Source organism: Pseudomonas petroselini (genome assembly GCF_045037875.1).
Lineage (GTDB): Bacteria > Pseudomonadota > Gammaproteobacteria > Pseudomonadales > Pseudomonadaceae > Aquipseudomonas > Aquipseudomonas petroselini.
This window is the reverse complement of sequence record NZ_CP173614.1, coordinates 2478610-2504257: the sequence shown is the minus strand read 5'-3', so window position 1 is coordinate 2504257 and position 25648 is coordinate 2478610. Positions and strand designations below refer to the sequence as shown.

Sequence of the window (25648 nt, the reverse complement as noted above, 5' to 3'; positions counted from 1 at the left end):
AGACAGTCTTCAGAGGCCCTTGAGGTCTCGCTCTTCGATCGGCCGGCTCTGGCGCAGGCGCTTGCCGCCCAGTACCACCCAATCGATCAGGCGGAACAGGCACTCGATGCCGAACGACAACAGCATCGCCCCGCCCAATCCCCAGCCCATGGCTTCGGGGGTCAGCAGAATCTGATAGCTGTAGCCCTTCCAGGTTTCCTGGCGAATATCGGGGTCGGCCGCCACCGCCACTTGCAGGGCGCGGATGTACCACGGGCCTTGCATGGCCTGGAATTGCTTGTCCAACGCCACTTGGCGGTCAAGCATCGCGCCGAGGCTGTTAGCGTCGCTCTGGAACACCGGGTCGTCACTGGCACGGTAATGCGCCACCAACGCCTTCAAGTCACCGTTGAAGAACTGCCGCGCGGTGGTTTCAAAACCGCTGAGGCCGGTCTGGGCCTCGATCAAGTGGGCTTCGACGCGCTTGGCGTAGTCATTGATAAACCCGGGCACTTGCACGCCGACCAACAGGCCAATGGCAAACAGCACCAACCGCAGATAACTGAGCAACATGGGCGATATCCTTACTCGGTGATGCCCTGGCTGACGCATTCACCGCGTCGCCACAGGCTCCATTGGCCCGGTTCGTAGCGGGTCCAGTTTTCGTTGTCGGTCAAAGGCTCGGTGGCGATCACCGTCACCACATCATTGGGCGTGGTTTCGGCCTGAAAATCGACGATCACGTCGACATCTTTCAGGCGTGCAGGGCCGAAGGGTGCGCGGCGGGTGATCTGCGCCAATTTGGTCGAACAGTAGCAAAACAGCCAGTCGCCATCACTGAGCAGGCAGTTGAACACGCCTTTGCTGCGGTATTCGGAGCAGGCGGCGATCAGGTCCGGCAGCACCTGTTCAAGGTCCACCGGTTCAGGGAAGGCCTCGCGCACGCGGTTGAGCAGGTCGCAGAAGGCCGCTTCGCTGTCGGTGTCGCCCACCGGGCGGTAAAAGGTGGCGCGGGGCTTGAAGTCCGCCAGCTGGCCGTTGTGTGCGAAGCACCAGTTGCGGCCCCACAGTTCGCGCACGAACGGGTGGGTATTGGCCAGGCTGACCTTGCCGACATTCGCCTGGCGGATATGGCCAATCACCACTTCACTTTTGATCGGGTAACGCTGCACCAGCAGCGCGACTTCGGATTCACTGCTGGCAGCCGGGTCCTGGAACAGACGCAGGCCACGGCCCTCGTAAAACGCGATGCCCCAACCGTCACGGTGGGGGCCGGTGCGCCCACCGCGTTGCATCAGCCCGGTAAAGCTGAACACGATGTCGGTGGGGACGTTGGCACTCATGCCCAATAATTCACACATGCCAGGGCTCTCGCTGCAGGGCGGACGACGTTAAAGGCGCGGTTCTACGCGCATACCGCTCACAGGTGCAGGACGGCGGAAAGGCACGTCGTCTTCATCTTCATCCGGTTCGGCGGCCAGGGCCGCATCGGCGGCGGCCTTGCGCTCACGGCGGGCGTTGGCGGCGCGCTCGATGGGCCAGCGGATCAGCACAAACACGATGTACACGCCAAAGGCGATCATGGTGTACATGAACAGATCGGAGATGGCCCGCCAGGCGTTGTTGCCGACCTTGAGCACCAGGTCCAAGGCGGTGATGGCCACGGCCGGGGCGAACTGAGTCTTGACCGGGTCGACGATGGTCGGGCTGAACAACAGCACCGCCATCAGCAATTGCAGCGGCTCGCGCAGCCAGCGCCAGATCCAGCGGGTCATGCGCCACCACACCAACAGGCAGCCCAAAGCGGCGAAGGCGTAAAGGCCCCAAGCGGTCAGATAGTCGTTCTCGGTCATGGTGTCCATGGCAAGGTAGGCAAACAGGCGGCTATGATAACGGCTTTTGCGTGTCGCGGCTGCAATGCCTGCCACAGTCCGCCAGATAGAGAATAATCCATGCCTATATCGCTCCCCCCGATTGCCCGCAAGGCCCCAGGCCCAGATCCGTACGCCTGGCTGCAGGAGCGTGACAGCGCTGAGGTGCTCGACTACCTCAAGGCCGAAAACGCCTGGCAGGAAGCCCAGCTCGCCGACCAGCAGGCGCTGCGCGAAACCCTGTTCGAGGAGATCAAGGGCCGCATTCTCGAAACCGATCTGTCCCTGCCCTCGCCCTGGGGCCCGTATCTCTACTACACCCGCACCACCGCCGGTGACGAGTACGCCCGTCACTACCGCTGCCGTCGCCCGGCCGACGACAGCAACCAGGTGGATGACAGCAGCGAGGAGTTGTTGCTGGACCCGAACGTGCTGGCCAATGGCGGTTTCTTCTCCCTCGGCGCGTTCAGCATCAGCCCCGACCACCAGCGCCTGGCCTACAGCCTCGACACCAGCGGTGAAGAGATCTACACCCTGTACGTGAAGGAATTGGCGACCGGCAAGGTCAGCGAACTGGAATTCCAGGACTGCGACGGCAGCATGACCTGGGCCAACGACAGCCTGACGCTGTTCTTCGGCGAACTGGACGACACTCACCGTCCGCACAAACTGTATCGCTACCGCCTGGATGGCACGGCCGCGCAGGAAGTGTTCCATGAGCCGGACGGCCGATTTTTCCTGCATTGCTACCGTTCCAGCTCCGAGCGCCAGTTGCTGCTGTCGCTGGGCAGCAAGACCACCAGCGAGGTCTGGGCGCTGGACGCCAACCAGCCGCACCTGGACTTCACCTGCCTGGCGCCGCGGGTCGAGGACCACGAATACGATGTCGACCACGGCCAGCTGAATGGCGCGTGGACCTGGTTTATCCGCAGCAACCGGGAGGGCATCAACTACGCACTGTTCGTGGCAACCGACATCGGCGACGTGCCGACCGAGGATGAGTGGCAAAACCTCATCCCCCACAGCGACGAGGTGATGCTCGACGGCGTGAGCCTGAATACCAGCGCCATGACCCTGAGCCTGCGCATGGGTGGCCTGCCGGTGATCGAAGTGCACCCGGAAGGCCTGCCGGCCTATCGCGTGGAATTGCCTGACGCCGCCTACAGCCTCTACGTACAGAACAGCCTGGAGTTTTCCAGCAACAAGATCCGTCTGCGCTACGAAGCGTTGAATCGACCGGCCCAGGTCCGCCAACTGGAACTGGCCAGCGGTGCGCAGGAGGTGCTCAAGGAAACGCCGGTACTGGGCGTGTTCAACGCCGATGACTATGTGAGCCAACGCCTGTGGGCCACCTCGGCGGATGGCACCCAGGTGCCGATCAGCCTGGTGGTCAAGCGCGACCACCTCGGCAAACCTGTGCCTTTGTACCTGTACGGCTACGGCGCCTACGGTTCAAGCCTCGACCCGTGGTTCTCCCATGCACGCTTGAGCCTGCTGGACCGTGGCGTGGCCTTCGCCATTGCGCATGTGCGCGGCGGCGGCGAGCTGGGCGAAGCCTGGTACCGCGCGGGCAAGCAGGAACACAAGCAGAACACCTTCAGCGACTTTATCGCCTGCGCCGAACACCTGATCGCCCAGGGCCTGACCACCTCCAAGCAACTGGCGATCAGCGGCGGCAGTGCCGGCGGCCTGCTGATCGGCGCGGTACTCAACCAGCGCCCGGCGCTGTTCCAGGCGGCGATTGCCGAAGTGCCGTTCGTCGATGTGCTCAACACCATGCTCGACCCGGAACTGCCCCTGACCATCACCGAGTACGACGAGTGGGGTAACCCGCAGGAGCCCGAGGTGTATGCACGCATCAAGGCCTACGCGCCGTACGAAAATGTCAGCCCCCAGGCCTACCCGCACATGCTGGTGATCGCCGGCTACAACGACAGCCGCGTGCAATATTGGGAAGCCGCCAAGTGGGTCGCCAAGTTGCGTGACACCAAGACCGACGACAACCTGCTGTTGCTCAAGACCGAACTGGGCGCCGGCCACGGTGGCATGAGCGGTCGTTACCAGGGATTACGTGACGTAGCGCTCGAATATGGATTTGTGTTCAAGGCGCTGGGGCTGGTTTAAGGAACTTAGCCGGGCGGTTCTGTCTGAACACAGGACCGCCCTACATGATTGATGGACCAAGATTGCAGCCATGGCACTACCGACACATATGAATACCGAGATCCGTGACATGCTCATGGACTGCGGCCTGTTCGACCCGCTGTTGCCGGAGGATTTTCACATCGCCGCCGGCTACTTCAATATCAGCAGCATTGCCCGTGACGAGGTGATTTTTCTCGAGGGCGATGCCGGCACGTTCATGTGCATCCTCCACAGCGGCCAGGTGGCGGTGCAGAAAACCCACCACGATGGCCAGCGCCTGACGATCGCCACCCTGCGCAGTGGCCGGGCTTTTGGCGAAATGGCGGTACTCGACGGCGAACGACGCTCGGCCAGTTGCGTGGCGGCGAGTGATTGTGTGCTGTTGAACCTGGGTAAGGACGCTCTGGAAAAGATGCTCAACGAAGCGCCCAGGGTGGCCGCCAAGATCATCCGCGCGATCGCTATTGCCCTGTCCAAACGCCTGCGCATGGCCGACGGCCAATTACTCTCGCAACAGTTTTAACCGCCGGGCGTCTTCGGTTTGCTGTCGTTTTGCTGCAGGCCGGGCACGGTCTGGTCCTTCGGCGGCGTTGGCAGCACGATGGGCACCAAGGGTGGCGAACCGTTCGTCTTGGGCACGGCAGGCGGGGTCACTTGCGGGTACAGCGTCGGCGTCGGAGTGCCCGGTGCGCCTGGCGTTGGGGCTGGCGCGACCGGTACGGTTTGCAACTCCTGAGCCTGCGCCGCACCCAAGGCGAGCGCGCTCAACACAATGACCGTTAGAATGCTGCACTTCATCGATGGCTCCATGGCCTGACCGGAATGTCGTAAGGCTACTCCCAACCGCGCAAGAATGCCCTTCCCAATGAGATTTCCATGAAACGTTTCGTTCTGCTGGACACCACCCCGATCCCCGACAACGGCGGTGCCTTGTGCCTGTTCGAATACGGTGAAGATTTCGTCATCAAGATCCAGGGCGGTGACGGCGGCCAATTGATGAACACGCGCATGCACGGCTCCGAAGACGCCCTGGCGGAAATCCCCTGCCGCAAAGTCGCCGGCCGCCCCGGTTCGCGGGTGTTGATTGGTGGCTTGGGCATGGGTTTTACCCTGGCCTCGGCACTCAAGCATTTAGGCAAGACCGCCGAAGTAGTCGTCGCCGAGCTGGTGCCCGGCGTCGTGGAATGGAACCGCGGACCACTGGGAGAAAAATCCGGCCGCCCGTTGCTGGACCCGCGCACGGTGATCCGCCTGGAAGACGTGGCCAAGGTGCTGCAAGCCGAGCCCCAGGGCTTTGACGCGATCATGCTGGATGTGGACAACGGCCCCGAAGGCCTCACCCAAAAAGCCAACAGCTGGCTCTACTCCGCCGGCGGCCTGGCGGCATGTGCCAAAGCCCTGCGCCCCAAAGGCGTACTGGCCGTGTGGTCGGCCAGCGCCGATAAACTGTTCAGCGACAAACTGCGCAAAGCCGGATTCAAGGCCGAAGAAGTGCAAGTGTTTGCCCACGGCAACAAGGGCACGCGGCATACCATTTGGATTGCGGAGAAGCTTAAAGGCTGAACGCCTGTAGGAGCCCCCCAACGCTAACCACGATGCGAAGCGAGCCGCTCTTGATCTCGCTTTTGATCTTAGGCGCCCCGTCAAACACGCTGGCCGGAATTCGACAGGGATTTGGGGGGTAAACCGGCAGGGATGCCGGTTTAGCCGCCCCGCGCCATGGATGGCGCGTGGCGGCGGCCCCCCAAATCACTGTCGGATTACGGGCACACCGAGCGTGAGCGAGGTGCCGAGTGTTGGGGCAAGAGCGTTTTGCTTACTTTTGCGCTTTTCAAAAGTGAGCCGCTGTAAAAGCGGAACCCATAGTGGCCGTTACCTAAATAACGGATATGTACCCTATCTGATCCAACATCCAGGTCAGCCGTCAGGCCGCCACGGGAGCAAGCTCCCTCGCCACAGGTCCTGCGCCATACCCAGAATTGTGTAGATACCGAGGCCCCGATGGCGCTGAATCAGTCACCTGATGAATCGACTGACACACCGCCATCGGGGGCAAGCCCCCTCCCACATTTGGATCGCAGCCTAACAATTAGATGGTGGTCGGCTGTCAGGCCGCCAGCGGGAGCAAGCGCCCTCGCCACAGGTCCAGCGCCATAACCAGAATTGTGTAGATACCAAGGCCCCGATGGCGCTGAATCAGTCACCTGATGAATCGACTGACACACCGCCATCGGGGGCAAGCCCCCTCCCACATTTTGATCGCGTGGCAACAGTCAGATTGCGGTCGGCCGTTAAGCCGCCAGCGGAAGCAAGCTCCCTCGCCACAGGTCCAGCCCCATACCTATACGGTGAACCTCATACACCCAGGTGCCCAAATCACAGCCAAACCAGCCCCCACATTTCGCCCCGCATCAGTTTCGAGATTTACGGTAATCCATCACATACGGCACTTTTTTGTCGAAAGTCTTCTCCAGCTCATCGCGGTCCAGCTTGGTCATACCGCCCAACTCATGGGCAGTAAACCCGCTGTCACCGACCTGTGCCCCCGGCGCCAAGCTGACCATCCGCTTGGCCACCGCCTCAATGGCGTCGCTATAGCCGCCCTTCTTGTTCAGGTTGAAAGCCCCCAGGTCGATCTGCGTGCGCAACCAGTTCCCCCAGTAAAACTCCAGGAACTCCGGCGCAACTTCGCCAGCATCAGGCTTGCCATAAGCAGCCTTACGAGTGAAATACACCAGGCTGCGAAAGGTGTCGTCCTGCAGATGCTTGAACCCCAGGTGAGCCGGCAACTGCTCAGGCGGCAGGGCCTGGCCTTGATTGTCCTTGAGCCAGACTTTGCGCGCGGCCTGCATGCGCTGCCAGAAACGCTGCATGTCCGGGCTGTTGCTGAAGTCATCCGTAACCTTGACCCACATTTTCAAGCGGGGGCCGCCGCCGGGCACTTCCCACAAGGTGGTGAAGCTGTGGTGACCGTCGGTCAGGTACAACTGGCCACCGGGGCCGACCACCACGGTTTTCATGTCCTCGGGATGGCTGCCCACCGGGTCCTTGCAGGTAAAGCTGGCAGGCTTATGCAGGTCGGCGCCCTTGGGGACTTTATCCGCCTCGCCCTGGCCATTGGTTTCACAGTATTCATCAAAGACCTTGGCAGGTTTGTCGGCAAACAGCCCGAGGCTGTAGTAAATCTGGTCAAACCCCACCACGGCCTGGGTCGGGTGCAATTGTTCGAGGGCCACCTCGATCACCTGCCCAGGCTGGGGTGTAGAGAATGCCTGGGCGTGGGCAGCCATCCCACACAGTAACAATGCAACAGTCCATGAATGCAGACGCATGAGTTTCAAATCCTTATCGATAAAGTGAAGCGGTTATTTACAACGCGAGCGGCTAGAATCAACCCTATCCGTGAACCATCAAATAGCCAGGAGCCATGATGAGCTCAACCAACCCGCCCTCCCACACCGCCAAGCTGGACCGCATCCTCGCCGATGCCCAGCGCGACCGGGAAATGGGCTACCGCGACAAAGCCTTGAAGATGTACCCCCACGTGTGCGGCCGCTGCGCGCGTGAGTTTGCCGGCAAACGCTTGAGTGAACTGACCGTACACCACCGTAACCACAATCATGATGACAATCCCCAGGACGGTTCCAACTGGGAGTTGTTGTGCTTGTATTGCCACGACAACGAGCACTCGCGTTATACCGACCAGCAGTATTTCGGCGAAGGCTCCACCAGCAGCCCGACGATTGCCAAGGCCACGCATAACCCGTTTGCGGCGTTGGCGGGGTTGATGAAGAAAGACGACTGAATGGGGTAAGCGGGCTAGCGCTGCGCAACAGCCCCAATAAAGCCAGGTAAACAGGCGGTAATTGGCGTTGGGGCCGCTTCGCGCCCCAGCGCGGGGCAAGCCCGCTCACCACATTGTTTAGGCCAATCCCCGTATAATCGCCGTTTTTCTCCAAGGCACCCTTCCCCGTGGGCAATAAACGCTACAGCTGCATCGGACTGTATAACCCCAAATCCCCCGAAAACGTCGGCTCGGTCATGCGCGCCGCCGGCTGCTACGGCGTGGCCTCGGTGTTCTACACCGGCGTGCGTTACGAGCGCGCCCGGGACTTCATCACCGACACCAAGAAAGTCCACCACGACATTCCGCTGATCGGCATCGATGACCTGAAAAAGATCCTGCCGCTGGGCTGCATCCCCGTTGCCGTGGAACTGGTGGAAGGCGCCCGCCCACTGCCGGAATACACCCACCCCGACCGCGCGCTGTACATTTTCGGCCCGGAAGACGGCTCCCTCGACAAAGAGATCCGCGACTGGTGTGAAGACGTTGTGTACATCCCGACCACCGGCTGCATGAACCTCGCCGCCACCGTCAACGTGGTGCTCTATGACCGCCTGGCCAAGGGCAACAACACCCGCTCGGGCCCCAAGTACTGATTTTTTGGGAACATCCGGCGCCTGCGGGCAGTCAGCTATTTATCACTAGCCCTTGTTGGAGACAGACCATGAGCGACAGCAAAACCTTGCGCCCTATCATCGAGCACACCCCGTTTGAACCTCAGCCCACGCAAAACGTGCACGGCTGGGAACGTATCGGCTCGGTGGCCGGTGGCGTGATCATGGTCGGCAAAGGCCTGCGCCGTGGCGGGCTTTTCGGCTTGATCCAGATAGCGATCGGCGGCGTGGCGCTGGCACGTGGCTTCACTGGGCACAGTTCGCTCAAAGACAAGCTGGAACAGGGCCGCCATGAAATGAACACGGTGCGCACGAAGATCGAACGGGCCGGGGAAGAGTTGAAGAACTTGAAGACCAAGGCCGAAGTGGCGGTTGAGAAAGCCACCAAAACCGCTGGCTGACGCCACGCTCAACGAGATTGAAGATCCCACGGTGGGAGGGGGCTTGCCCTTCCCACTGCGTGTCTGCGTCAATGCAATAATTTGGAATCCAGCACCACTGACGACTCGCCGATGATGCTCTCGGCCAGTTGCACGAACTCTGCAGTGGTGATGCTGTTTGCCCGCATCACCGCTTGCGCGAGGTCATCCAGTGAACGCTTGTTATGGGTCTTCACGCGGATCTCGCGGTCCAGCTCCTGCAGCACCACCACCGCCCGTGACACCGTCGCGCCGCTGACGTGTTCGCCACGCAGGCTGGTCACGTCCTTGCCTTCCTTGGCCAGGCGCGCCTGTATCGCCTGATACCGCTCATCGGTAATGCCACCGGCTCGGCGCACCAGTTCAATGGCGTAGTAGTCGGCCAGGCCTTCGCTGATCCAGTCACTGGTGTCGTGGTCATTGAAGCGGCCAATCGCCTGCACCACTTCACGCACCAACGGGCTGCTGCCGTTTTCGCTGACCAGAGGCGTACGGCTGTTGAGGTAGATCGAGTCGCGTGCCGAGAACGCCCCACGGCGCATCGGGTCGCTGGCGCCCACCACCAGCAGCTTGGCCGGATGCCGCGGGAACGCGGCTTCCACCTGAGGCCAGACGAAGGTCAGCAACGTCAGTACATCCATACGGCGCATCGCCTGGCCCTTGGGCGAGGCCACGGTGACTTCCGTCTCGCCCAGGCGCACGCGGCGGCTGCCAAGGTTGCCGGCGAGCATCCAACCGGTGGGCCGGTCGAACAGGCGCGAGACGTTGTCGATACGGAACGTGTTCTTACCGATGCGCGGCCAGGCGGTCTCGACACTTTTCCAGCCGGCCGGCAGTTCGAACACCAGGCGCGAGACCAACTCGACGCCATCCTGCTGGTCAAGCCGTGCGGTTGGCACCAGGTCTTCACCGCGAAACAACGCCCAGCTCGGCGTCATGCGCGCTTCATAGATACCCGGTTTGCGCGCATGGGTAAGGCGCACGCGGTAGGTCAGGCTGGCTTTGCTGGCGCTGGGCTGCCAGAGGCCACGGTGCTCGTTGATGCTCCACTGGCCGTCGGCCTTGAAGTCGCTGTAGTCGCCATCGCGGCCCAGGTCGAAGTTCAGGCTGCGTACCGCCGAGCCCTGGGACAGGCTTACACGTACCTCGGCCTGATCGCTCTGGGGCAACAGTTTGACGTGATAATCCAGGTCGACTTTCTTTGCGCACCACGCCGGCGTGCTCAGCGCCAGCAGCACCACAGGTACCGCCAGTTTGAATCCCCCCCTCATACCCACTCCTTGTTCAGCCCGCGCGGAAAATCAGGTAATCCTCCCAGTCATCCTCGGGCACGCTGCCTTCGCTGAGCATGCGCCCGGACTGGGAAATACGTTCATGGTGCACGGCGTCGCGGTCGCCGCAGACCAGGTGGTGCCACAGCGGCAGGTCCTTGCGTTCGCTGACCAACCGGTAGCCGCAGGTCGGCGGCAGCCATTTGAACTGGTCGGCCTGGCCCGGGGTGAGTTGGATGCAGTCCGGCACCGACGCACGGCGGTTGGGGTAGTCGGTGCACTGGCAGGTTTTCAGGTCGAGCAGCTTGCAGGCGATACGCGTGTAATAGACGCTGTTGTCGTCTTCGTCCTCAAGCTTTTGCAGGCAGCACAGGCCACAGCCGTCGCACAACGACTCCCACTCCTCCTGGTCGAGGTGTTCAAGGGTTTTGCGTATCCAGAAAGGTTCGACTTTGGCGGCCATGGCTCTACATCAGTATCGGTAGGTGAAAAGGCCGCCAGTCTAGTGCCCACGGCGCCTGGAACCAAGCGCTAGCGACTGGCGGTGTAACAACACTTGTCAGTCTAGTGGCCGCGCAGTAGCTTTGAGCGCCGAATTGACGATCAGGAACTGCTCATGACCCGTGTTGCCGACTATCCGATCCACACCCAGTTCACCGACCGCTGGTCGCCTCGTGCCTTCACGGGCGAGAGCATCTCCCAGGAAACCCTGCTGAGCTTTTTCGAAGCCGCACGCTGGGCACCTTCCGCCTACAACTCGCAGCCGTGGCGTTTCCTCTACGCGCGCCGCGACACGCCGGACTGGGAGCGTTTCCTCGGTTTGCTGAATGAATTCAACCGTGGCTGGGCCCAGCATGCGTCGGCCCTGGTGATCATCGCCTCGAAAACCGACTTCATCGCCCCCGGCGCTACGGAAGAAACCCCGGCCCTGTGGCACACCTTCGACACCGGTTCCGCGTGGGGTCACCTGGCGCTGCAAGCCAGCCTCAGCGGCTGGCACACCCACGGCATGGCCGGCTTCGATCAGGAACTGACCCGCAAAGAGCTGAAAATCCCGGAAGGTTATGCACTGCATGCCGCCGTGGCCGTGGGCAAGTTGGGCGATAAGTCGACATTGCCTGAATACCTGCAAGGCCGCGAAACACCCAGCCCGCGCAAGCCGTTGAGCGAGCTGGTGTCCGAGGGTGATTTCAGCCTCTAAGCCTGACGCAATCCGAACTGTGGGAGGGGGCTTGCTCCCGATAGCGGAGTGACAGTCACTGATTGCTTTGACTGATCCACTGCAATCGGGAGCAAGCCCCCTCCCACATTTGGAGTTGCGTTGTGTCAGTAACCGCGCTCGAAATCCACTTCGCCGCGCAGCGCTTCCTTGGCCTCATACGCCCGCAGGTTTTGCACAAACAGCTCCACCATCAACTCCGGCGATGTCGGCGCCGAGCTGTGTCCGGTCAGCAGCAGCCCCCAAGCGGTCCAAAACGGATGACGCTGCGGCAACGGCTCCTGCCGGCAGACGTCGATCACCGCGCCCGCCAAATGGCCCTCTTTCAACGCCTCGACCAGGTCGGCATCGACCACCGCTACTCCGCGCCCGACGTTGATGAACAAGCCGGTCGACTTGAATTGCTTGAACAGCGCCGCGTCGTACAGGTCATGGGTACTCGGCGTGTTGGGCAGCAGGTTGATCACGTAGTCCACCTCCCCCACCAGCCGGCCCAGTTGGTCGAGCCCGGCCACTTCGATAAACGGCGCCTGTTCGCGTGCGGTGCTGGCGATGCCGTACAGCTTCACGCCAAATGGCAGCAGGAAATCGGCGACACGCTGACCGATATCGCCGGTGCCGACGATCAGCGCCTTGCGCCCCGCCAGGCTCTGGCCCATGCGGTTGTCCCATTTACGTTCGACCTGGCTGACCAAACGCGCCAACACTTCGCGCTCGTGCCCGAGCATGTAGGTGAGGACAAACTCGGCCATGACCTGGCCAAAGATGCCGACTGCACGGGTCAGGCGGTAATCGCGGGGCAGGCCTTCGGCCAGCAACGGGGTGATGCCGGCCCAGGTCGATTGCAGCCATTGCGGATGATGGCCTTGACGCAATAACGTCGCCAGCAGGTCCGGCTGGCCCAGCCATACCGGGCAATCGGCGGCCAGGCGTGACAGCTCGGCCGAGTCGCCGCTGGTCAGCACTTCCAGGTCCGGTGCCGCCTCGCCCAGTAATTGGGCGTAGAGCGGGTGATCCTGTTCAGCAATCAGAACACGCATGCTTAAAACCTTTCAAAAACAGTACGAGCGGCCGCCCGCATCCTTACGGCCACCGCTCACTTATACGATTCCATTAAAGCAAGTACCCCGAACGGGGCACGGATCGATCACATCGGGTCGTTGCGGCGCAGCAGCTCTTCGGGCAAGTGTTCGATGTACTCGTCCTCGGCCGGCGGCATTTGCAGGTGGTAGCCCTGCTTGTCGAGGTTTTCCAGGACCACGGCGATGTCCTCGCGGGACAGTTTGCGCTCGGGCGTCAGCACCATGTCGAACGCGTGATGGGCCTTGCCAAAGGCCTCCATCAACGGTTCAGGCACCCGCTCCAGGGCATCGCTTTTCAGCACGTAGAGGTACATCCCGTCTTTTTTCTTGCTGCGATAGATGGAGCAAATACGTTTCAAGGCTGTTCTCCGGCAGTGACCAGGCTGTCGAGCAGCGCCTGGCCCATCAACTCGCGGCGCCAGCCACGCAGCGAGTCTGGCAATTTATAAGGCCCGTCGGGGTAGCCACTTTTGACCAGGGCCTCCAGGGTTTTCTTGCGCAGCATCAGTTCCGGCGCCATGTCCAGGCGCTCGGCGAACGTTTGGCCCAAGGCGCGCAGTTGCTTGATCAAAGCGGCGGCATCCACCGGCAACGGTTCGGCAACGGCGGGCGGCCATTGGTCCATCGACACGCTGCCGGCCCGCTTGATCAGGTCCAGCAGGAACTGGCCGTCCTGACGCACGGTGCGCGGGTGCATGTCTTCGATCTTGCCCAGGGCGGCGAGATTATCCGGCTGGGATTTGGCCAGGGGCCACAACGAGTGTTCACGAATGATGCGGTTACGCGGCAGGTCACGCGCACGGGCCTGCTGCTCGCGCCACGCGCACAGTTCACGCAGCACGGCGAGTTGGGCACGCGACAGTTTCCACGCCAGCTTGGCGTCGCGGTACACCTCGTACGGGTCGACTTCGCGGCGCAGGTTGGCGACCAGTTCGGCACCGTCGTCCAGCACCCAGGCGTACTTTTCGTCCGACAGTCGTGGACGCAAACGCGTGTAAACCTCGGCCAGGTGCACCGCGTCTTCGGCGGCGTAGCTGATCTGCGTCTCGGACAGCGGCCGCTGCAGCCAGTCCGAGCGGGTCTCGCCCTTGGGCAGCTCGATATCCAGCACGGCTTGCACCAGGCGCGAATAGCCCATGGAAAAACCGAGGTTCAGGTAAGCCGCCGCCAATTGGGTGTCGAACAACGGCACCGGCAGGCTGCCGGTCAAGCGCAGCAGCACTTCGAGGTCTTCACTGCACGCGTGCACCACCTTGATCACCGCCGGGTTTTCCAGCAAGGCGGCCAGGGGTTGCCAGTTGTCGATGGTCAGGGGGTCGATCAGGTAAGCGCGTACGCCATCACCGATCTGGATCAGCCCGGCAATGGGATAAAAGGTGTCGACCCGCATGAATTCGGTGTCGAGGGCGACGAATGGCAACTGCTGCCATTCGGCGCAGTGCTGGCCGAGGCTATCGTTGTCGCAGATCCAGTGAATATCGATGGCCACACGGCTCTCCCTTGAAGAATGGCGCGCAGTATATATCGCGAAAGGGACTTGCGAGCATTCGCAGTGCACAGGCGACCATGAAAACTCAGACAGGAGGTGAAGAATAGTCCGACAGGCGGGACTTATCCTCTCTTACGTAACACATAGACCCGCCACAGGCTTGAGCCCGGCATGAATTCCTGATGATGCAGGACCTTGAAGCCGGACTGGCGAAACTCGTCCTCTACGGCGGTACGAGAAGGCACGGAGACAATCACCGTGTCGCGGCTGACCCGGTGAAACTCGCGCAGCAACGCCAGTCGCCCTTCGCTGCTAGGTACATGGCGAAACAATTCCAGGCAGAAAATGCAGTCCACCGCATTCGCCGACAACCCGATGGAAAACGCCGAGCCCTGGAACGTCTTGATGCGCTTGAGCAACGACACGGGGTGGTGGGTGCGGGCGTGGTCGAGCATGTCCTGGGAATTGTCAGAGGCCAGGATCACCCGGTTGACGTGTTCGGCCAACACCGGCCAGAAGCGCCCCGAACCGCAGGCCAGGTCCAGCAACAGCCCGGGTTCACCGGCGACTTTCAGCGCCTGGCGCACCATCCATTCGTCGCGCCACGACGCCAGGCGCTGTCGCAGCCCGGGCGGATGTGTTTCGCCGCAGACCCTGGCGTGCTCACGGTCGCAACGCTCGGCGTATTCGATCTCGATGGAGGAAGGTGATTGTGGCGACATCGCGGGCTCATGTGGGTTGAACGGTAGTGAACGACCTTGATTCGCAGCTTAACCACTGCAATGTCAAAAAAAGGTCGAAGCCTTCACTGCCGTAAACCTGATCACGCCGGGTGCAGGTACCAACGCCAATCCTGCTCGCCCACTTCGCCCATGAACTGACGGTATTCGGCGCGTTTTACCGCCAGGTACACGCCGAGGAATTCACTGCCGAATGCCTCTCGCGCCCAGCGTGAATCTTCAAGGGCACGCAGGGTGGTCAACCAGTCGGTGGGCAGCAATTCCTTGGCCTGGGCGTAACCGTTGCCTTCTACCGGGGCGCCGGGGTCGCGTTGTTCACGGATGCCGCGATGGATGCCGGCCAGGATCGCCGCCGCGGCCAGGTAAGGGTTGGCGTCGGCGCCGCAGATACGGTGTTCGATATGCCGGGAATTGGCCGGCCCGCCCGGTACGCGCAGGCTGACGGTGCGGTTGTCCACGCCCCAAGTGGCGGCCAGCGGCGCATAGCTGTTGGCCTGGAAGCGGCGGTAGGAGTTGGCGTTGGGGCAAAACATCAATAGTGAATCGAGCAAGGTGCTAAGCATGCCGCCCACCGCCTGGCGCAGCAGCGGCGTGCCGTCGACGGCTTCGCTGGCGAACAGGTTGTTGCCCTCGGCATCCGCCAGGCTCACGTGCATGTGCATGCCGGTGCCGGCCAGGTCGTCGAACGGCTTGGCCATGAAGCAGGCGGTCATCCCGTGTTTATGTGCCACCCCCTTGACCAGGCGTTTGTAGCGCACGGCTTCGTCCATGGCTTGCAGGGCGTCGGTGCGATGCTCCAGGGTGATTTCCACTTGGCCCGGCGCGTATTCGGAAATCGCCGTGCGCGCAGGAATGCCCTGCAGCTTGCAGGCGCTGTAGAGGTCGGCGAGGAACGGCTCGATCTGCTCCAGTTCGCGCAGGCCGTAGACCTGGGTCGAGCGCGGGCGCCCGCCATCCACATCGCGCGCCGGTTGCGGGCGGCCATTGCTGTCGAGCTTCTGGTCGAGCAGGTAGAACTCCAGTTCCGCCGCCATCACCGGGTAATAACCATCGGCCTTGAGGCCGTCGATCACCTTGGCCAACAAATGCCGGGGGTCGGCCACGGTGGCGGGCAGGCCTTCTGTCGGATGCATGCTGACTTGCACCGCTGCAGTGGGGATCAGCCGCCACGGCATGCGCTGCAAACTGCCGCTGATCGGGTAGGCGCGGCAGTCAATATCGCCCACCTCCCAGACCAGCCCCGAGTTTTCCACGTCGTCGCCGTTGATGGTCAGGCCAAGAATGGTGCTGGGCAGCGGCCGACCACTCTCATACACCGCCAGCAACTCATCGCGGTGCAACAACTTGCCGCGCGGCACGCCATTGTTGTCGAGGATAAACAGCTCGAACATTTCGATGTCCGGGTGCTGTTCGAGGAAAGACTGGGCTTCGTGCAGACTGGCAAAAACACTCATGGGCATTCTCATACGTATGTGTCGGGCAGGCGCACAGGCGCGCGCCATCCAGGGGATGGATCAACGTAGGAATAAGGTGTCTGGTGGGCGTGCGTGTCGGCAGTGGAACAGGGCCCAGAACGCGAGATCGGACGGCAGTGTCGCGGGGTGAGTGTCGGAGGAGCCGTCCATGCGGGAATCACAGTGCGAGAGATAAGCGCGAGCGTCACACGCCTGTATAGGTGTTTAAATCCAGGGTTGACGGAGTTTGGTTGCAGCTTGGCTAAACATTCGACGCACCTTGCCACCCTGCCCCGCGCTGGAAATAATGAGCGCCCTCGACATGCCCCAAGGACTCGACCGCATGAAAGCTCTTTTAGCCCTGTGTGTACTCGGTCTGGCGACCAGCGCCCTGGCCGACACCGCCCCCTCGCGCCTGGACGAAGTACTCCAGCGCGGCACGCTGGCGGTGTGCACCACCGGCGACTACAAGCCTTACACGTCCCTGCGCGCCGATGGCAGTTATGAAGGCATCGACATCGCCATGGCCGAGTCCCTGGCAAAAAGCCTCAACGCTAAAATCCAATGGGTGCCCACTACGTGGAAGACCCTGATGCCGGACTTCCTGGCCCAGCGCTGCGATATTGCCGTGGGCGGAATTTCGGTGTCCCTGGAACGCCAGAAGAAAGCCTTCTTCAGCCAAACCCTGGGCGTCGACGGCAAGATCCCACTGGTGCGCTGCGCCGATGTACAGCGCTATCAAACCGTGGAGCAGATCAACCAACCCCAAGTGCGCGTGATCGAACCGGCGGGTGGCACCAACGAAGTGTTCGCCCGCACCCATCTGGGCAAGGCGCAAATACGTTTGCACGACAACGTGACCCTCTTCGACGAGCTGCTGGCGGGTAAGGCCGACGTGATGATCACCGACGCCAGCGAAGCGCGTTACCAGCAAAAACTCAAGCCAGGCCTGTGCGCGGTCAACCCGGAGCGGCAGATGCAGTACAGCGAAAAAGCCTTTTTGCTGCCGCGTGATGATGTGGCGTGGAAGAGCTATGTCGACCAGTGGTTGCACTTGAGCGTGGCCACCGGGGTGTATGACGGCATTGTTAATCAATGGCTGGCGGCGCCTTGAGCCACAGGCGTCTACGCTGTGGTCACACCAACAATAACGAGGGATGGGCCATGAAGGGATTGCTCCGACTCACCTGGCTGCTGCTGTTGTGTTTCAGCCAGGTGCACGCCGCTACGACTCAGGGCGAGGACGCGCAGGCGGCCAAGGCATTGCTGGAAAAAGCCTTGGCTTACTACAAGAGCAACGGCGACAAGGCGTTTGCCGCCTTCAGCCGGCAGGGCGAATTCGTCGACCACGACCGCTATGTGTTCGTGGTCGACACCCAGGGCGTGTTGCTGGCCAGTGGTGGGCCCTCCTCCGCTTTGATCGGCCGCGATGTGTCTGAAGTGCTCGGCCCGGATTTGCGTGAGTCGTTCAAGGACGCGCTCAAGCGTCCGGAAGGCCAGGGCATCCAGCAGGCCGATTACCGCTGGCAGAACTGGAACGATGGTAAGGTCGAGCATAAACACGTGTTTTATCAGCGTGTGGGCGAACGCATCCTGGCGGTGGGTTATTACTTGCCTCGGGCCACGCCGGAACAGGCCAGGGCCTTGCGCAACAAGGCGGTGAATGCGTTGCTCAAGGATGAAAGCGGTACGCTCAAGGCCATTAACTCATTGCAGGGGGGGTTCTTGCAGGATGATCTCTATGTGTTTGTGGTCGACCTGAATACCCAGCGCTATGTGGCCCATGGCACTAATCTGCGGCTGGTGAATACTGACTTCAGCAAGATCAAGGATCCGGATGGCAAGCCGGTGGGGGAGCCGATTCTCAGGATGATGGCGGAGCAGGATCAGGGGGAATACAAGTACCGTTGGAAGAATCCGGTGACTGACAGGGTTGAGAATAAGCATGCGTATGTGCGCAAGGCTGGGCATTTTATGGTGGCTGTGGGTTATTACAGCCCTTGATGGGGCTTTGACTGTGGGGGGCTGCTCAATCTAACGGTAACTCTGCGATCCAAATGTGGGAGCGGGCTTGCTCGCGAAGGCGGCCTGGCAGATGACTAGGATGTTGGATAAGACCGGGTACATATCCGTTATTTAGGTAACGGCCACTATGGGTTCCGCTCTTACAGCGGGTCACTTTTGGAAGAGCGCCAAAAGTAACCAAAAACGCTTCGCCCCAACACTCGGCACCTCGCTCACGCTCGGTGTGCCCGTAATCCGACAGGTATTTGGGGGGCCGCCGCCACGCGCCATCCATGGCGCGGGGCGGCTAAACCGGCATCCCTGCCGGTTTACCCCCCAAATCCCTGTCGAATTCCGGCCAGCGTGTTTGACGGGGCGCCTGAGATCAAAAGCTAGATCAAAGTCACGATCAAGAGCGGCTCGCTTCGCATCGTAGTTAGTGCAGGGCTACAAGCGTTTGGGCAGTTTATTTTGCCTTGTCCTCACGGCCGCGCAGCACTCGGTTCGGCATTGCGATTGCCGCCGCTAGCCCCAGCAGTGACACCGCGGCACTGACCATCAGCAAATGCCGGAATGTCACGGCCAACTCGCCGCGCAGGGCGTCCTGCGCGGGGCCGGGGGCGGCGTTGAGGCCGTCGAGCAGTACGTTGCCGGAACTGCCTTCGGCCACCACTGCGCCGTTGGCCAGGTGGGCGAAGCTGGAATCCTGCAGCAGCGCCAGCAGCAGTGCCGACATGCACGCTACCCCCACTGCCCCGCCCAGGGAGCGGAATAGGTTGGTGGTGCTGGTGGCGACGCCGATGTCGCGCTGGTCCACCGAGTTTTGCGTACCTACCAGCGAGGTGGGGAATTGCATGCCGGCAGCGATGCCGCACAGCAGCATGAACATCGCCGTCAGCCCAACCGCCTGGGGGGCGCTCAGGGCCATGCCGAGGATGGCGAAGGGGCTCAGCAATGCGCCGCTGAGGATCATCGGTTTATAGCGTCCGGTCACGGAGGTCATGCGCCCGGCAAAATAGGCGCCCATCGGCAAGCCCATGGCCAGCGGCAGCAGGTGCAGGGCCGCGCTGTCGGCCCCGGAGCCGGTCACCGTCTGATAACGCAGCGGCATCAGTACCGTCAGGGAAATCGCCTGGAAACTGGTGAAAAAGATCGTGCACCAGCACAACACCGCGCTGCGGTTGGCGAACAGATGCATCGGCAGCAACGGCTCGCGTGCGCGGCGCTCGTGCCACACGAATAACGTCAATGCCACCAAGGCAGCCAGCAACAGCCCCAGCACTTCGTCGTCACGCCAAGGGTGGCCCTGGCCGATTTCGGTGATGCCCAGCAGCAAGGCGGTCAGGCCGATGATCATCAGCACAGTGCCGAGGTAATCGATGATCGGCTTGCGTTGCGGCACCGGCAGCCCCACCAGGGTGCGATGGGCCACGTACCAGGCGCCGGCGCCCAAGGGTAGGTTGATCAGGAACACCCAGCGCCATGACAGGTACTCGGTCATGTAGCCGCCGAGCACCGGCCCGGCGACGCTGGCCACCGCGTACATGCTGCTGAAATAGCCCTGGTAGCGCCCGCGTTCGCGGGGCGGGATGATGTCGCCGATGATCGCCTGGCTCACCGAGATCATGCCGCCGGCGCCGATGCCTTGGAGGATCCGCGCCAGCACCAGTTGCTCCATGCTTTGCGCCATGCCGCAGAACAGCGAGGCCAGGGTGAACAGGCCCATGCCGATCAGCATCATCGGCCGGCGCCCGTAGAGGTCACCGAGCTTGCCGTAGATCGGCACCGCCACGGTCATCGCCACCATGTAGCCGGAGATGACCCAGGCCAGCAGGTTGACGTCGTGGAACTGCGCGGAGATGGCGGGCATGGACACGGCGACAATGGTTTGGTCCAAGGCCCCCAGGAAGATCGCCATCATCAGTGAGGCGAGGATGCTGCGTACGGCGGGCAGCGACGGAGCGGGCTGATTGAGGTGCGTCACGGCAGGACCTTCGAGCAAGGCCCGCGGGAAAAGGCGGCCCGCGGGAATGCTCGATACGATAGCAGGCTATTCGATAGCTTCGTAAGGAAGTCCGACGTAATTTTCTGCGATGGTTTTGCGCCCCGCCTCGGAGTGGATGAAGTATTCAAGCTCACTCTCGGCGATGCGCTGGCTGAAGCCGTCCGCCTCGGGAAACTGGTGCAGCATCGAGGTCATCCACCAGGAAAACCGCTCGGCTTTCCACACCCGCCGCAGGCAGATGGCGGAATAGCGCTCCAGCAAGTCCACCCGCCCTTCGCCGTAGACCTTGAGTAAAATGCGATACAGCGTGCTCACATCGCTGGCCGCCAGGTTCAAGCCCTTGGCGCCGGTGGGCGGCACGATATGCGCGGCGTCCCCCAGCAGGAACAGGCGCCCGTACTGCATCGGTTCCACGACGAAACTGCGCAGCGGCGCGATACTTTTCTCGATCGACGGGCCGGTGACCAAGTCCTCGGCGAGGTGGCGGGGCAGGCGGGTTTTGAGTTCATCCCAGAAGCGTGCGTCGGGCCATTCATCGATCGGTTCGTCCACCGGCACCTGCAGGTAATAGCGGCTGCGGGTCGGCGAACGCATGCTGCACAAGGCAAAGCCACGCGGGTGCTTGGCGTACACCAGTTCAGCGTGCACCGGCGGTGTATCGGCAAGGATGCCCAGCCAGCCGAAGGGGTAGACCCGCTCGAAGACCTTGAGTGACTCCGCCGGGATCGATTGACGCGCCACACCATGGAAACCATCGCACCCGGCGATGTAGTCGCACTCCAGGCGAAAGGCTTCGCCCTGATGCTCAAACGTCAGCCAGGGTCGATCACTTTTGAGGCCATGGGGCTGCACGTCACGGGCTTCGTAGAGGGTGATCGCGCCAGCGTCGGCGCGGGCGGCCATCAGGTCGCGGGTGACTTCGGTCTGGCCGTAGACCATCACCGACTGACCGCCGGTCAGTGCCTTGAGGTCGATATGGGTAAGCTGGCCATTGAGCGCCAACTCGAAGCCATCATGCACCAGGCCTTCGCTATCCATACGCTGGCTGACGCCCGCCTGCCTCAGCAGGTCGACCATGCCTTGCTCCAATACGCCGGCTCGGATGCGGCCTTGCACGTAATCGGCGCTCTGGCGCTCTAGGATAAGGGTCTCGATACCGGCATTGTGCAACAGCTGGCCGAGCAACAGTCCCGAGGGACCGGCGCCGATAATGGCGACTTGGGTTTTCAGCGTTTTCATTATTTTTATCGCCCGCATGCTTCACCCGAACGGATAGGGTGAAAGAATTGTCAGTGGTCTTGTAGCTGACATTTTTCACTTGAGTGGCCAGCATAAGAAGGTGAAAACTGAGCCAAAGCCTGCGCTTTTTGCCAATCGGGGCGATTACCGCACCACTCTCCTGGGTATCGGATTGAAACCATGACCAAAACCGCGATTCCGGTCTTCAAGCTTTACGGGGAAAACCAGCAATGGCCGACGCCCGATTTGTTGCACTGTGAAACCATTTCCCGGCGCAGTCGGGAATACCAGTGGGAAATCCAGCCCCACCGGCACGCGGATCTGTGCCAGTTGCTGTATGTGCACAAAGGCCAGGCAGAATTGGAAATCGAAGGTCAGCGCTCCACGTTGAACGAAGCGACATTGCAGGTATTGCCGCCGCTGTGTGTGCACGGATTTCGTTTTTCCGAGGATGTCGAAGGTTACGTGGTGACGCTCGCGGCGCCGCTGGTCAGCCATTTGCAAACTCAGTTGGGCACCACGGTCGACGGTTTACAGGCGCTGGGCAACTACCCGGCGGGCAAGGACAGTGATTACCTGAACAGCCAGTTCGCCCGTTTGCAGGATGAATACGCCGACGAACAACCGGCGCGGGACATGATGATGCATGCGCTGGTCAGCGTGCTGCTGGTGTGGATCAGCCGCCAAGCCATCCAGCGTCGCCACCCACGGGCGCCACGGGGGCGCGAGTATTTTCGCAAGTTCACGCAATTAGTCGAGCAGCATTACCGCGAACACCCGAAGATCGAAGACCTGGCCCACAAACTGGGCATCTCGGTCTCACACCTGAACGGCACGTGTCGGGAATTGGGTGGGCAGCCGGCACTGCAGATCATGCACGACCGCCAATTGCTGGAAGCCAAGCGCCTGCTGACCTACACCAGCATGACCATCAATGAAATGTCAGAAGTATTGGGGTTTTCCGACCCGACCAACTTCTCTCGGCTGTTCCGCCGACGCGTCGGGTTCTCGCCCAAAGCGTTTCGCGAACAACTCAAGGCCGAAACACCGCAGCGCTAACGGTGGGCGCGGCTGCCACCTTTGCATCCCCTGTGGGCCATTTTTAGCGCAACGCGCTGAAACTGCCAGTATGGGGAACGCATTGATCCTGATGGCAGCTGATCGCAAAGGTGGGCTGCATACGGGTCTGCTCCACGCGGTAGGCGGCAGTCCCGTACAGTGCGCTGGCAATGGCACACAGGCTGAAAATCATCAGGTACTTTCTGGTTTTAATGCTCATGGCAAAGACCTCTGAGCGGATCTACACGGTGCTGTCTAAAGCATAGGTCAACCAGGCCAAGTTGCCATTATCGGGCGACATTCAACACGTTTATGTCGGCCTAGAGACCGACATCCCACGCAGGCTCTTCCGGGAACCTCAGCACCAGGAAATCCAAGAGGCTGCGCAGTGCCGACGGCATGTGCTTGCGCGAGGCGTAGACCGCATAGATGTTCATCTGCCGAGGCTCAGCCTCGGGCAGCAGACGCACCAGTTCGCCACGGCGGATGTAATCACCGGCCTGGTAAGTGGGCAGCATCGACACCCCGGCCCCGGCCAGCGTCACTCGCAACAAGGTGCTGGCTTCGTTGGAGGTGATGTTGCCGTTGATGGGTACCGAGACGTGCTCGCCACCCTCTTCGAAATGCCACAGGCTTTTGCCGAAATAGGAATGGGTCAGGCAGTTATGCGCGGCCAGTTCCTCGACTTTCCGAGGGGCCGGATGCGCCAGCAGATAGGCCGGTGAGGCACACACCACGGAGCGGCACACGGTCAGGCGCCGCGCAATGAGGTTGGGGTCCAGGTCGTTGCTGGTGCGGATGGCCAGGTCGATGCGTTCATCCACCAGGTTCACCGTGCGATCGAGCATTTGCAGGTCGACAGTCACCAGCGGGTAGCGCGTGACGTACTCGGCGATGGCCTCGGCCAATTGCGCCTGGCCGAACGAGGCGCTGACACTCAGGCGCAGCAGACCACGCGGCGCGTCATCCGGCTCGCTGACGGCGGCCTGCATATCGCAACACAATTCCAACAATTGCCGACAACGTGGCAGGGTTTCACCGCCGGCCGCCGTGAGGCTGAGCTTGCGCGTGGTGCGGTGCAGCAGGCGTGCGCCGACCCAATCTTCCAGCTCGGCCAGGTAGCGCGACACCACCGGGCGCGACAGGTCCAGATGATCGGCAGCGGCGGACTGGCTGCCCAGGTCCACCACCGTGACAAACACGCGCATTGCTTGAAGACGATCCATGATCTGCCCGATTTCAGAAACAAACTATGTCCCAGCATCGCATTTTTAGTCTGGTTTTGTGCAACTAAGCTCTGTGCATCCCTTACCGATGCTGGAGCTGACCGATGTTCTCAACTTTCAAGCGCTTTACCCTCGCGACCGCCGCCCTGGCCTTCGCTGCCCATGCGGCAGCAGCCGACCTGACTCTGGAGGTGTACAACCCAGGCGAGGCCGCGATCTTTCCGGTCAGCTCGGTGCTGGTCAGCGGCGCCAAGGACGCGATCCTGGTGGACGCCCAATTCGGCAAGGGCCAGGCCGAACAGTTGGTACAGAAGATCCGCGCCAGCGGCAAACACCTGACCACCATCTACATCAGCCATGGCGACCCGGACTACTACTTCGGCCTCGATACCCTCACCGCCGCCTTCCCCGACGCCAAGGTGCTGGCCCCGCAACCGGTGGTCGAGCACATCAAGGCGACCGTGGACGGCAAGCTTGCGTTCTGGGGCCCGAAAATGGGCGCCGATAAACCCGCCCGAACCCTCGTGCCGCAGGTACTCGAAGGCCACAGCCTGAGCCTCGAAGGCCAGCAACTGGACGTAATCGGCCTGGACGGCCCGCAGCCGGACCGCAGTTTTGTGTGGATCCCGTCGATCAAGGCCGTGGTCGGTGGCGTAGTGGTCGCCGAAAACATTCACGTGTGGATGGCCGACACCCAGAGTGCGCAATCCCATAAAGACTGGCTGGCCACCCTGCAACGCATCGAAGGCCTGAAGCCGCGCACCGTGATCCCAGGCCATTACCTGGGCACACCGTCTCTGAAATCCGTGGCCTTTACCGCCAACTACATCAAGGCCTTTGACGCCGAGACCGCCAAGGCTAAGGACTCCGCCGCCCTGATCGCGGCCATGAAAAAGCGTTACCCCACCCTCGCCGACGAAAGCTCGCTGGAGTTGAGCGCTAAAGTCGCCAAGGGCGAAATGAAGTGGTGAACGGTGTTAAACCCTAACGTACTGGAGAACGTCATGAGCAAGATTGCAATCATTGGGGCCACCGGCCGTGCCGGTAGCCAACTGCTGGAAGAAGCGTTGCGTCGTGGGCATAGCGTTGTGGCGATTGCGCGTAACACCGACAAACTGGCGGCGCGCCCGGGTGTCACCGTCAAGCAAGTGGATGCACTGGATGCAGATGCGCTGCAAGAGGCCATCAGCGGCAGCGACGTGGTGATCAGCGCCGCGCACTTCGCTACCCTGCCCGCCAACGCCGTGATCGCGCCGGTGAAGAAAGCCGGGGTGAAACGCCTGCTGGTAGTGGGCGGTGCCGGTTCACTGCTGCTGCCGGGTGGCGGGCGAGTGATCGACAGCGAGGGTTTCCCGGCAGAGTACAAGGCCGAAGCCAGTGCCGGCGCAGCATTTCTCGAAGCACTGCGTCAGGAAAAAGAGCTGGATTGGACCTTCCTGTCGCCGTCGGCGGAGTTCGTTGAAACCGAACGCACCGGCACATTCCGTGTAGGCCAGGATGATCTGCTGGTCAGCACTGAAGGCCGCAGTTGGATCAGCTTTGCCGACTATGCCATTGCCCTGATCGACGAAGTGGAATCGCCCAAGCACTCGCGCCAACGCTTCACCGTCGGCTACTGACACAACGCAGTTAAAACTGTGGGAGGGGGCTTGCTCCCGATGGCGGTGGGTCAGTTGGAATATCGTTGACTGAACCACCGCCATCGGGGGCAAGCCCCCTCCCACATTGGGATTTTCAAGTCGCTGGAAACGTGGAGTCGCCCAAGCACTCCCGCCAACGCTTCACCGTCGGCTACTGACACAACACAGTTAAAACTGTGGGAGGGGGCTTGCTCCCGATGGCGTTGGGTCAGTTGGAATATCGTTGACTGAACCACCGCCATCGGGAGCAAGCCCCCTCCCACATTGGGATCTTCAAGTTGCTGGAAACGTTGAATCGCACAAGCACTCGCACCGAACGCTTCACCGTCGGCTACTGACACAACACAG

28 protein-coding genes are annotated in these 25648 nt (G+C 61.6%); 12 read left to right on the top strand and 16 right to left on the bottom strand.

Annotated elements, in window-relative coordinates; all coding sequences use genetic code 11:
• Positions 1–9: 9 nt before the first annotated feature.
• Genes ACI512_RS11755 through ACI512_RS11745 form a run of 3 tightly spaced genes read right to left on the bottom strand, consistent with a single transcriptional unit; the run spans position 10 to position 1907 of the window.
• A complete protein-coding gene (locus ACI512_RS11755) occupies positions 10–552 on the bottom strand; it encodes a DUF2937 family protein (RefSeq protein ID WP_012722823.1) in 543 nt (180 codons plus the stop codon).
• 11 nt (positions 553–563) lie between these two features.
• On the bottom strand, positions 564–1340 hold the full coding sequence (locus tag ACI512_RS11750; RefSeq protein WP_012722822.1) for a class II glutamine amidotransferase: 777 nt from the start codon (positions 1338–1340) through the stop codon (positions 564–566).
• 30 nt (positions 1341–1370) lie between these two features.
• Positions 1371–1907 (bottom strand): hypothetical protein, encoded by a 537-nt coding sequence (locus ACI512_RS11745; RefSeq protein ID WP_043204959.1) that lies wholly within the window; start codon positions 1905–1907, stop codon positions 1371–1373.
• Between the two features lie 24 nt (positions 1908–1931).
• Here ACI512_RS11745 and ACI512_RS11740 point away from each other — a divergent pair, with 24 nt between their 5' ends.
• A complete protein-coding gene (locus ACI512_RS11740; protein WP_236379443.1) occupies positions 1932–3974 on the top strand; it encodes a S9 family peptidase in 2043 nt (680 codons plus the stop codon).
• A gap of 70 nt (positions 3975–4044) precedes the next feature.
• Positions 4045–4518, top strand: coding sequence for a cyclic nucleotide-binding domain-containing protein (locus ACI512_RS11735; protein ID WP_012722819.1), 474 nt, complete (start codon positions 4045–4047; stop codon positions 4516–4518).
• Here ACI512_RS11735 and ACI512_RS11730 read toward each other — a convergent pair.
• A complete protein-coding gene (locus ACI512_RS11730) occupies positions 4515–4793 on the bottom strand; it encodes a hypothetical protein (RefSeq protein ID WP_025858461.1) in 279 nt (92 codons plus the stop codon). The genes ACI512_RS11735 and ACI512_RS11730 overlap by 4 nt on opposite strands.
• Before the next feature lie 78 nt (positions 4794–4871).
• Between ACI512_RS11730 and ACI512_RS11725 the strand changes: the two genes are divergently transcribed.
• The gene (locus tag ACI512_RS11725; RefSeq protein WP_046035159.1) at positions 4872–5558 is read left to right on the top strand and encodes a spermidine synthase; all 687 of its coding nucleotides are present in this window, start codon (positions 4872–4874) and stop codon (positions 5556–5558) included.
• An 848-nt stretch (positions 5559–6406) separates the two neighbouring features.
• Here ACI512_RS11725 and ACI512_RS11720 read toward each other — a convergent pair.
• Positions 6407–7327 carry a ParB/Srx family N-terminal domain-containing protein gene (locus ACI512_RS11720; protein ID WP_236382836.1) on the bottom strand — a complete coding sequence of 307 codons (921 nt, stop codon included), beginning with the start codon at positions 7325–7327 and terminating at the stop codon, positions 6407–6409.
• Positions 7328–7425: 98 nt separating this feature from the next.
• On the opposite strand from ACI512_RS11720, the gene ACI512_RS11715 reads away from it, so the two are divergent.
• The 3 genes from ACI512_RS11715 to ACI512_RS11705 all read left to right on the top strand — a co-directional run bounded on the left by ACI512_RS11715 (position 7426) and on the right by ACI512_RS11705 (position 8854).
• Positions 7426–7800, top strand: coding sequence for a YajD family HNH nuclease (locus tag ACI512_RS11715; protein ID WP_003210675.1), 375 nt, complete (start codon positions 7426–7428; stop codon positions 7798–7800).
• 167 nt (positions 7801–7967) lie between these two features.
• On the top strand, positions 7968–8435 hold the full coding sequence (locus tag ACI512_RS11710; RefSeq protein WP_003189607.1) for an RNA methyltransferase: 468 nt from the start codon (positions 7968–7970) through the stop codon (positions 8433–8435).
• Between the two features lie 68 nt (positions 8436–8503).
• On the top strand, positions 8504–8854 hold the full coding sequence (locus tag ACI512_RS11705; RefSeq protein WP_012722814.1) for a DUF2892 domain-containing protein: 351 nt from the start codon (positions 8504–8506) through the stop codon (positions 8852–8854).
• A 68-nt stretch (positions 8855–8922) separates the two neighbouring features.
• Here ACI512_RS11705 and ACI512_RS11700 read toward each other — a convergent pair whose 3' ends face one another.
• Together ACI512_RS11700 and ACI512_RS11695 are read right to left on the bottom strand one after the other, a co-directional pair.
• Positions 8923–10143 (bottom strand): hypothetical protein, encoded by a 1221-nt coding sequence (locus ACI512_RS11700; RefSeq protein WP_236382834.1) that lies wholly within the window; start codon positions 10141–10143, stop codon positions 8923–8925.
• A 13-nt stretch (positions 10144–10156) separates the two neighbouring features.
• Complete coding sequence (locus ACI512_RS11695) at positions 10157–10606, bottom strand: YcgN family cysteine cluster protein (RefSeq protein WP_003172524.1); 450 nt, start codon at positions 10604–10606, stop codon at positions 10157–10159.
• A gap of 153 nt (positions 10607–10759) precedes the next feature.
• Here ACI512_RS11695 and ACI512_RS11690 point away from each other — a divergent pair, with 153 nt between their 5' ends.
• Positions 10760–11344, top strand: coding sequence for a nitroreductase family protein (locus tag ACI512_RS11690; RefSeq protein ID WP_012722811.1), 585 nt, complete (start codon positions 10760–10762; stop codon positions 11342–11344).
• Positions 11345–11469: 125 nt separating this feature from the next.
• On the opposite strand, the gene ACI512_RS11685 is transcribed toward ACI512_RS11690, so the two are convergent.
• The 5 genes from ACI512_RS11685 to ACI512_RS11665 form a co-directional block, all read right to left on the bottom strand.
• Positions 11470–12402 (bottom strand): D-2-hydroxyacid dehydrogenase, encoded by a 933-nt coding sequence (locus tag ACI512_RS11685; protein ID WP_012722810.1) that lies wholly within the window; start codon positions 12400–12402, stop codon positions 11470–11472.
• 107 nt (positions 12403–12509) lie between these two features.
• Positions 12510–12803: a YcgL domain-containing protein gene (locus ACI512_RS11680; RefSeq protein ID WP_003189597.1), complete on the bottom strand. Its 294-nt coding sequence runs from the start codon at positions 12801–12803 to the stop codon at positions 12510–12512.
• Positions 12800–13933, bottom strand: a complete 1134-nt coding sequence (gene rnd / locus ACI512_RS11675) for a ribonuclease D (protein WP_236382832.1) — start codon at positions 13931–13933, stop codon at positions 12800–12802. Before rnd ends, ACI512_RS11680 begins: the two co-directional genes overlap by 4 nt.
• A 122-nt stretch (positions 13934–14055) precedes the next feature.
• A complete protein-coding gene (locus ACI512_RS11670; RefSeq protein WP_231810487.1) occupies positions 14056–14655 on the bottom strand; it encodes a class I SAM-dependent methyltransferase in 600 nt (199 codons plus the stop codon).
• Between the two features lie 101 nt (positions 14656–14756).
• Entirely contained in the window at positions 14757–16127 is a 1371-nt protein-coding gene (locus ACI512_RS11665; protein WP_405121809.1) for a glutamine synthetase family protein, read from the bottom strand.
• A gap of 343 nt (positions 16128–16470) precedes the next feature.
• Between ACI512_RS11665 and ACI512_RS11660 the strand changes: the two genes are divergently transcribed.
• Both ACI512_RS11660 and ACI512_RS11655 read left to right on the top strand, forming a co-directional pair.
• Positions 16471–17241 (top strand): transporter substrate-binding domain-containing protein, encoded by a 771-nt coding sequence (locus ACI512_RS11660; protein ID WP_231810483.1) that lies wholly within the window; start codon positions 16471–16473, stop codon positions 17239–17241.
• Positions 17242–17291: 50 nt separating this feature from the next.
• On the top strand, positions 17292–18131 hold the full coding sequence (locus ACI512_RS11655; RefSeq protein WP_231810480.1) for a cache domain-containing protein: 840 nt from the start codon (positions 17292–17294) through the stop codon (positions 18129–18131).
• A gap of 466 nt (positions 18132–18597) precedes the next feature.
• Here ACI512_RS11655 and ACI512_RS11650 read toward each other — a convergent pair whose 3' ends face one another.
• Together ACI512_RS11650 and pobA are read right to left on the bottom strand one after the other, a co-directional pair.
• The gene (locus ACI512_RS11650; protein ID WP_236383573.1) at positions 18598–20115 is read right to left on the bottom strand and encodes an MDR family MFS transporter; all 1518 of its coding nucleotides are present in this window, start codon (positions 20113–20115) and stop codon (positions 18598–18600) included.
• 66 nt (positions 20116–20181) lie between these two features.
• Positions 20182–21366: a 4-hydroxybenzoate 3-monooxygenase gene (gene pobA / locus ACI512_RS11645; protein ID WP_236383580.1), complete on the bottom strand. Its 1185-nt coding sequence runs from the start codon at positions 21364–21366 to the stop codon at positions 20182–20184.
• Positions 21367–21555: 189 nt separating this feature from the next.
• On the opposite strand from pobA, the gene ACI512_RS11640 reads away from it, so the two are divergent.
• Entirely contained in the window at positions 21556–22434 is an 879-nt protein-coding gene (locus ACI512_RS11640; RefSeq protein ID WP_093547008.1) for a helix-turn-helix domain-containing protein, read from the top strand.
• Positions 22435–22477: 43 nt separating this feature from the next.
• Here the strand turns inward: ACI512_RS11640 and ACI512_RS11635 are convergent, their stop codons facing one another.
• Together ACI512_RS11635 and ACI512_RS11630 are read right to left on the bottom strand one after the other, a co-directional pair.
• Complete coding sequence (locus tag ACI512_RS11635; RefSeq protein ID WP_012722801.1) at positions 22478–22654, bottom strand: hypothetical protein; 177 nt, start codon at positions 22652–22654, stop codon at positions 22478–22480.
• Positions 22655–22754: 100 nt separating this feature from the next.
• Positions 22755–23660, bottom strand: a complete 906-nt coding sequence (locus ACI512_RS11630) for a LysR family transcriptional regulator (protein ID WP_236383576.1) — start codon at positions 23658–23660, stop codon at positions 22755–22757.
• Between the two features lie 104 nt (positions 23661–23764).
• Between ACI512_RS11630 and ACI512_RS11625 the strand changes: the two genes are divergently transcribed.
• Positions 23765–24631 carry an MBL fold metallo-hydrolase gene (locus ACI512_RS11625; protein ID WP_236383578.1) on the top strand — a complete coding sequence of 289 codons (867 nt, stop codon included), beginning with the start codon at positions 23765–23767 and terminating at the stop codon, positions 24629–24631.
• A gap of 33 nt (positions 24632–24664) precedes the next feature.
• Complete coding sequence (locus tag ACI512_RS11620) at positions 24665–25279, top strand: NAD(P)-dependent oxidoreductase (protein ID WP_231830189.1); 615 nt, start codon at positions 24665–24667, stop codon at positions 25277–25279.
• Positions 25280–25648: the final 369 nt, after the last annotated feature.

Excerpts from the sequence above, each read along its gene's own strand:
- ACI512_RS11655 (WP_231810480.1), top strand. The coding sequence starts at position 17,292 with ATGAAGGGATTGCTCCGACTCACCTGGCTGCTGCTGTTGTGTTTCAGC.
- ACI512_RS11690 (WP_012722811.1), top strand. The coding sequence starts at position 10,760 with ATGACCCGTGTTGCCGACTATCCGATCCACACCCAGTTCACCGACCGC.
- ACI512_RS11620 (WP_231830189.1), top strand. The coding sequence starts at position 24,665 with ATGAGCAAGATTGCAATCATTGGGGCCACCGGCCGTGCCGGTAGCCAA.
- ACI512_RS11670 (WP_231810487.1), bottom strand. The coding sequence starts at position 14,655 with ATGTCGCCACAATCACCTTCCTCCATCGAGATCGAATACGCCGAGCGT.
- ACI512_RS11735 (WP_012722819.1), top strand. The coding sequence starts at position 4,045 with ATGGCACTACCGACACATATGAATACCGAGATCCGTGACATGCTCATG.
- ACI512_RS11630 (WP_236383576.1), bottom strand. The coding sequence starts at position 23,660 with ATGGATCGTCTTCAAGCAATGCGCGTGTTTGTCACGGTGGTGGACCTG.
- ACI512_RS11720 (WP_236382836.1), bottom strand. The coding sequence starts at position 7,327 with ATGCGTCTGCATTCATGGACTGTTGCATTGTTACTGTGTGGGATGGCT.
- ACI512_RS11635 (WP_012722801.1), bottom strand. The coding sequence starts at position 22,654 with ATGAGCATTAAAACCAGAAAGTACCTGATGATTTTCAGCCTGTGTGCC.
- ACI512_RS11725 (WP_046035159.1), top strand. The coding sequence starts at position 4,872 with ATGAAACGTTTCGTTCTGCTGGACACCACCCCGATCCCCGACAACGGC.
- ACI512_RS11750 (WP_012722822.1), bottom strand. The coding sequence starts at position 1,340 with ATGTGTGAATTATTGGGCATGAGTGCCAACGTCCCCACCGACATCGTG.
- ACI512_RS11755 (WP_012722823.1), bottom strand. The coding sequence starts at position 552 with ATGTTGCTCAGTTATCTGCGGTTGGTGCTGTTTGCCATTGGCCTGTTG.
- ACI512_RS11640 (WP_093547008.1), top strand. The coding sequence starts at position 21,556 with ATGACCAAAACCGCGATTCCGGTCTTCAAGCTTTACGGGGAAAACCAG.
- ACI512_RS11660 (WP_231810483.1), top strand. The coding sequence starts at position 16,471 with ATGAAAGCTCTTTTAGCCCTGTGTGTACTCGGTCTGGCGACCAGCGCC.
- ACI512_RS11685 (WP_012722810.1), bottom strand. The coding sequence starts at position 12,402 with ATGCGTGTTCTGATTGCTGAACAGGATCACCCGCTCTACGCCCAATTA.
- ACI512_RS11730 (WP_025858461.1), bottom strand. The coding sequence starts at position 4,793 with ATGAAGTGCAGCATTCTAACGGTCATTGTGTTGAGCGCGCTCGCCTTG.
- ACI512_RS11695 (WP_003172524.1), bottom strand. The coding sequence starts at position 10,606 with ATGGCCGCCAAAGTCGAACCTTTCTGGATACGCAAAACCCTTGAACAC.
- ACI512_RS11625 (WP_236383578.1), top strand. The coding sequence starts at position 23,765 with ATGTTCTCAACTTTCAAGCGCTTTACCCTCGCGACCGCCGCCCTGGCC.
- ACI512_RS11665 (WP_405121809.1), bottom strand. The coding sequence starts at position 16,127 with ATGAGTGTTTTTGCCAGTCTGCACGAAGCCCAGTCTTTCCTCGAACAG.
- ACI512_RS11700 (WP_236382834.1), bottom strand. The coding sequence starts at position 10,143 with ATGAGGGGGGGATTCAAACTGGCGGTACCTGTGGTGCTGCTGGCGCTG.
- ACI512_RS11715 (WP_003210675.1), top strand. The coding sequence starts at position 7,426 with ATGAGCTCAACCAACCCGCCCTCCCACACCGCCAAGCTGGACCGCATC.
- ACI512_RS11705 (WP_012722814.1), top strand. The coding sequence starts at position 8,504 with ATGAGCGACAGCAAAACCTTGCGCCCTATCATCGAGCACACCCCGTTT.
- ACI512_RS11740 (WP_236379443.1), top strand. The coding sequence starts at position 1,932 with ATGCCTATATCGCTCCCCCCGATTGCCCGCAAGGCCCCAGGCCCAGAT.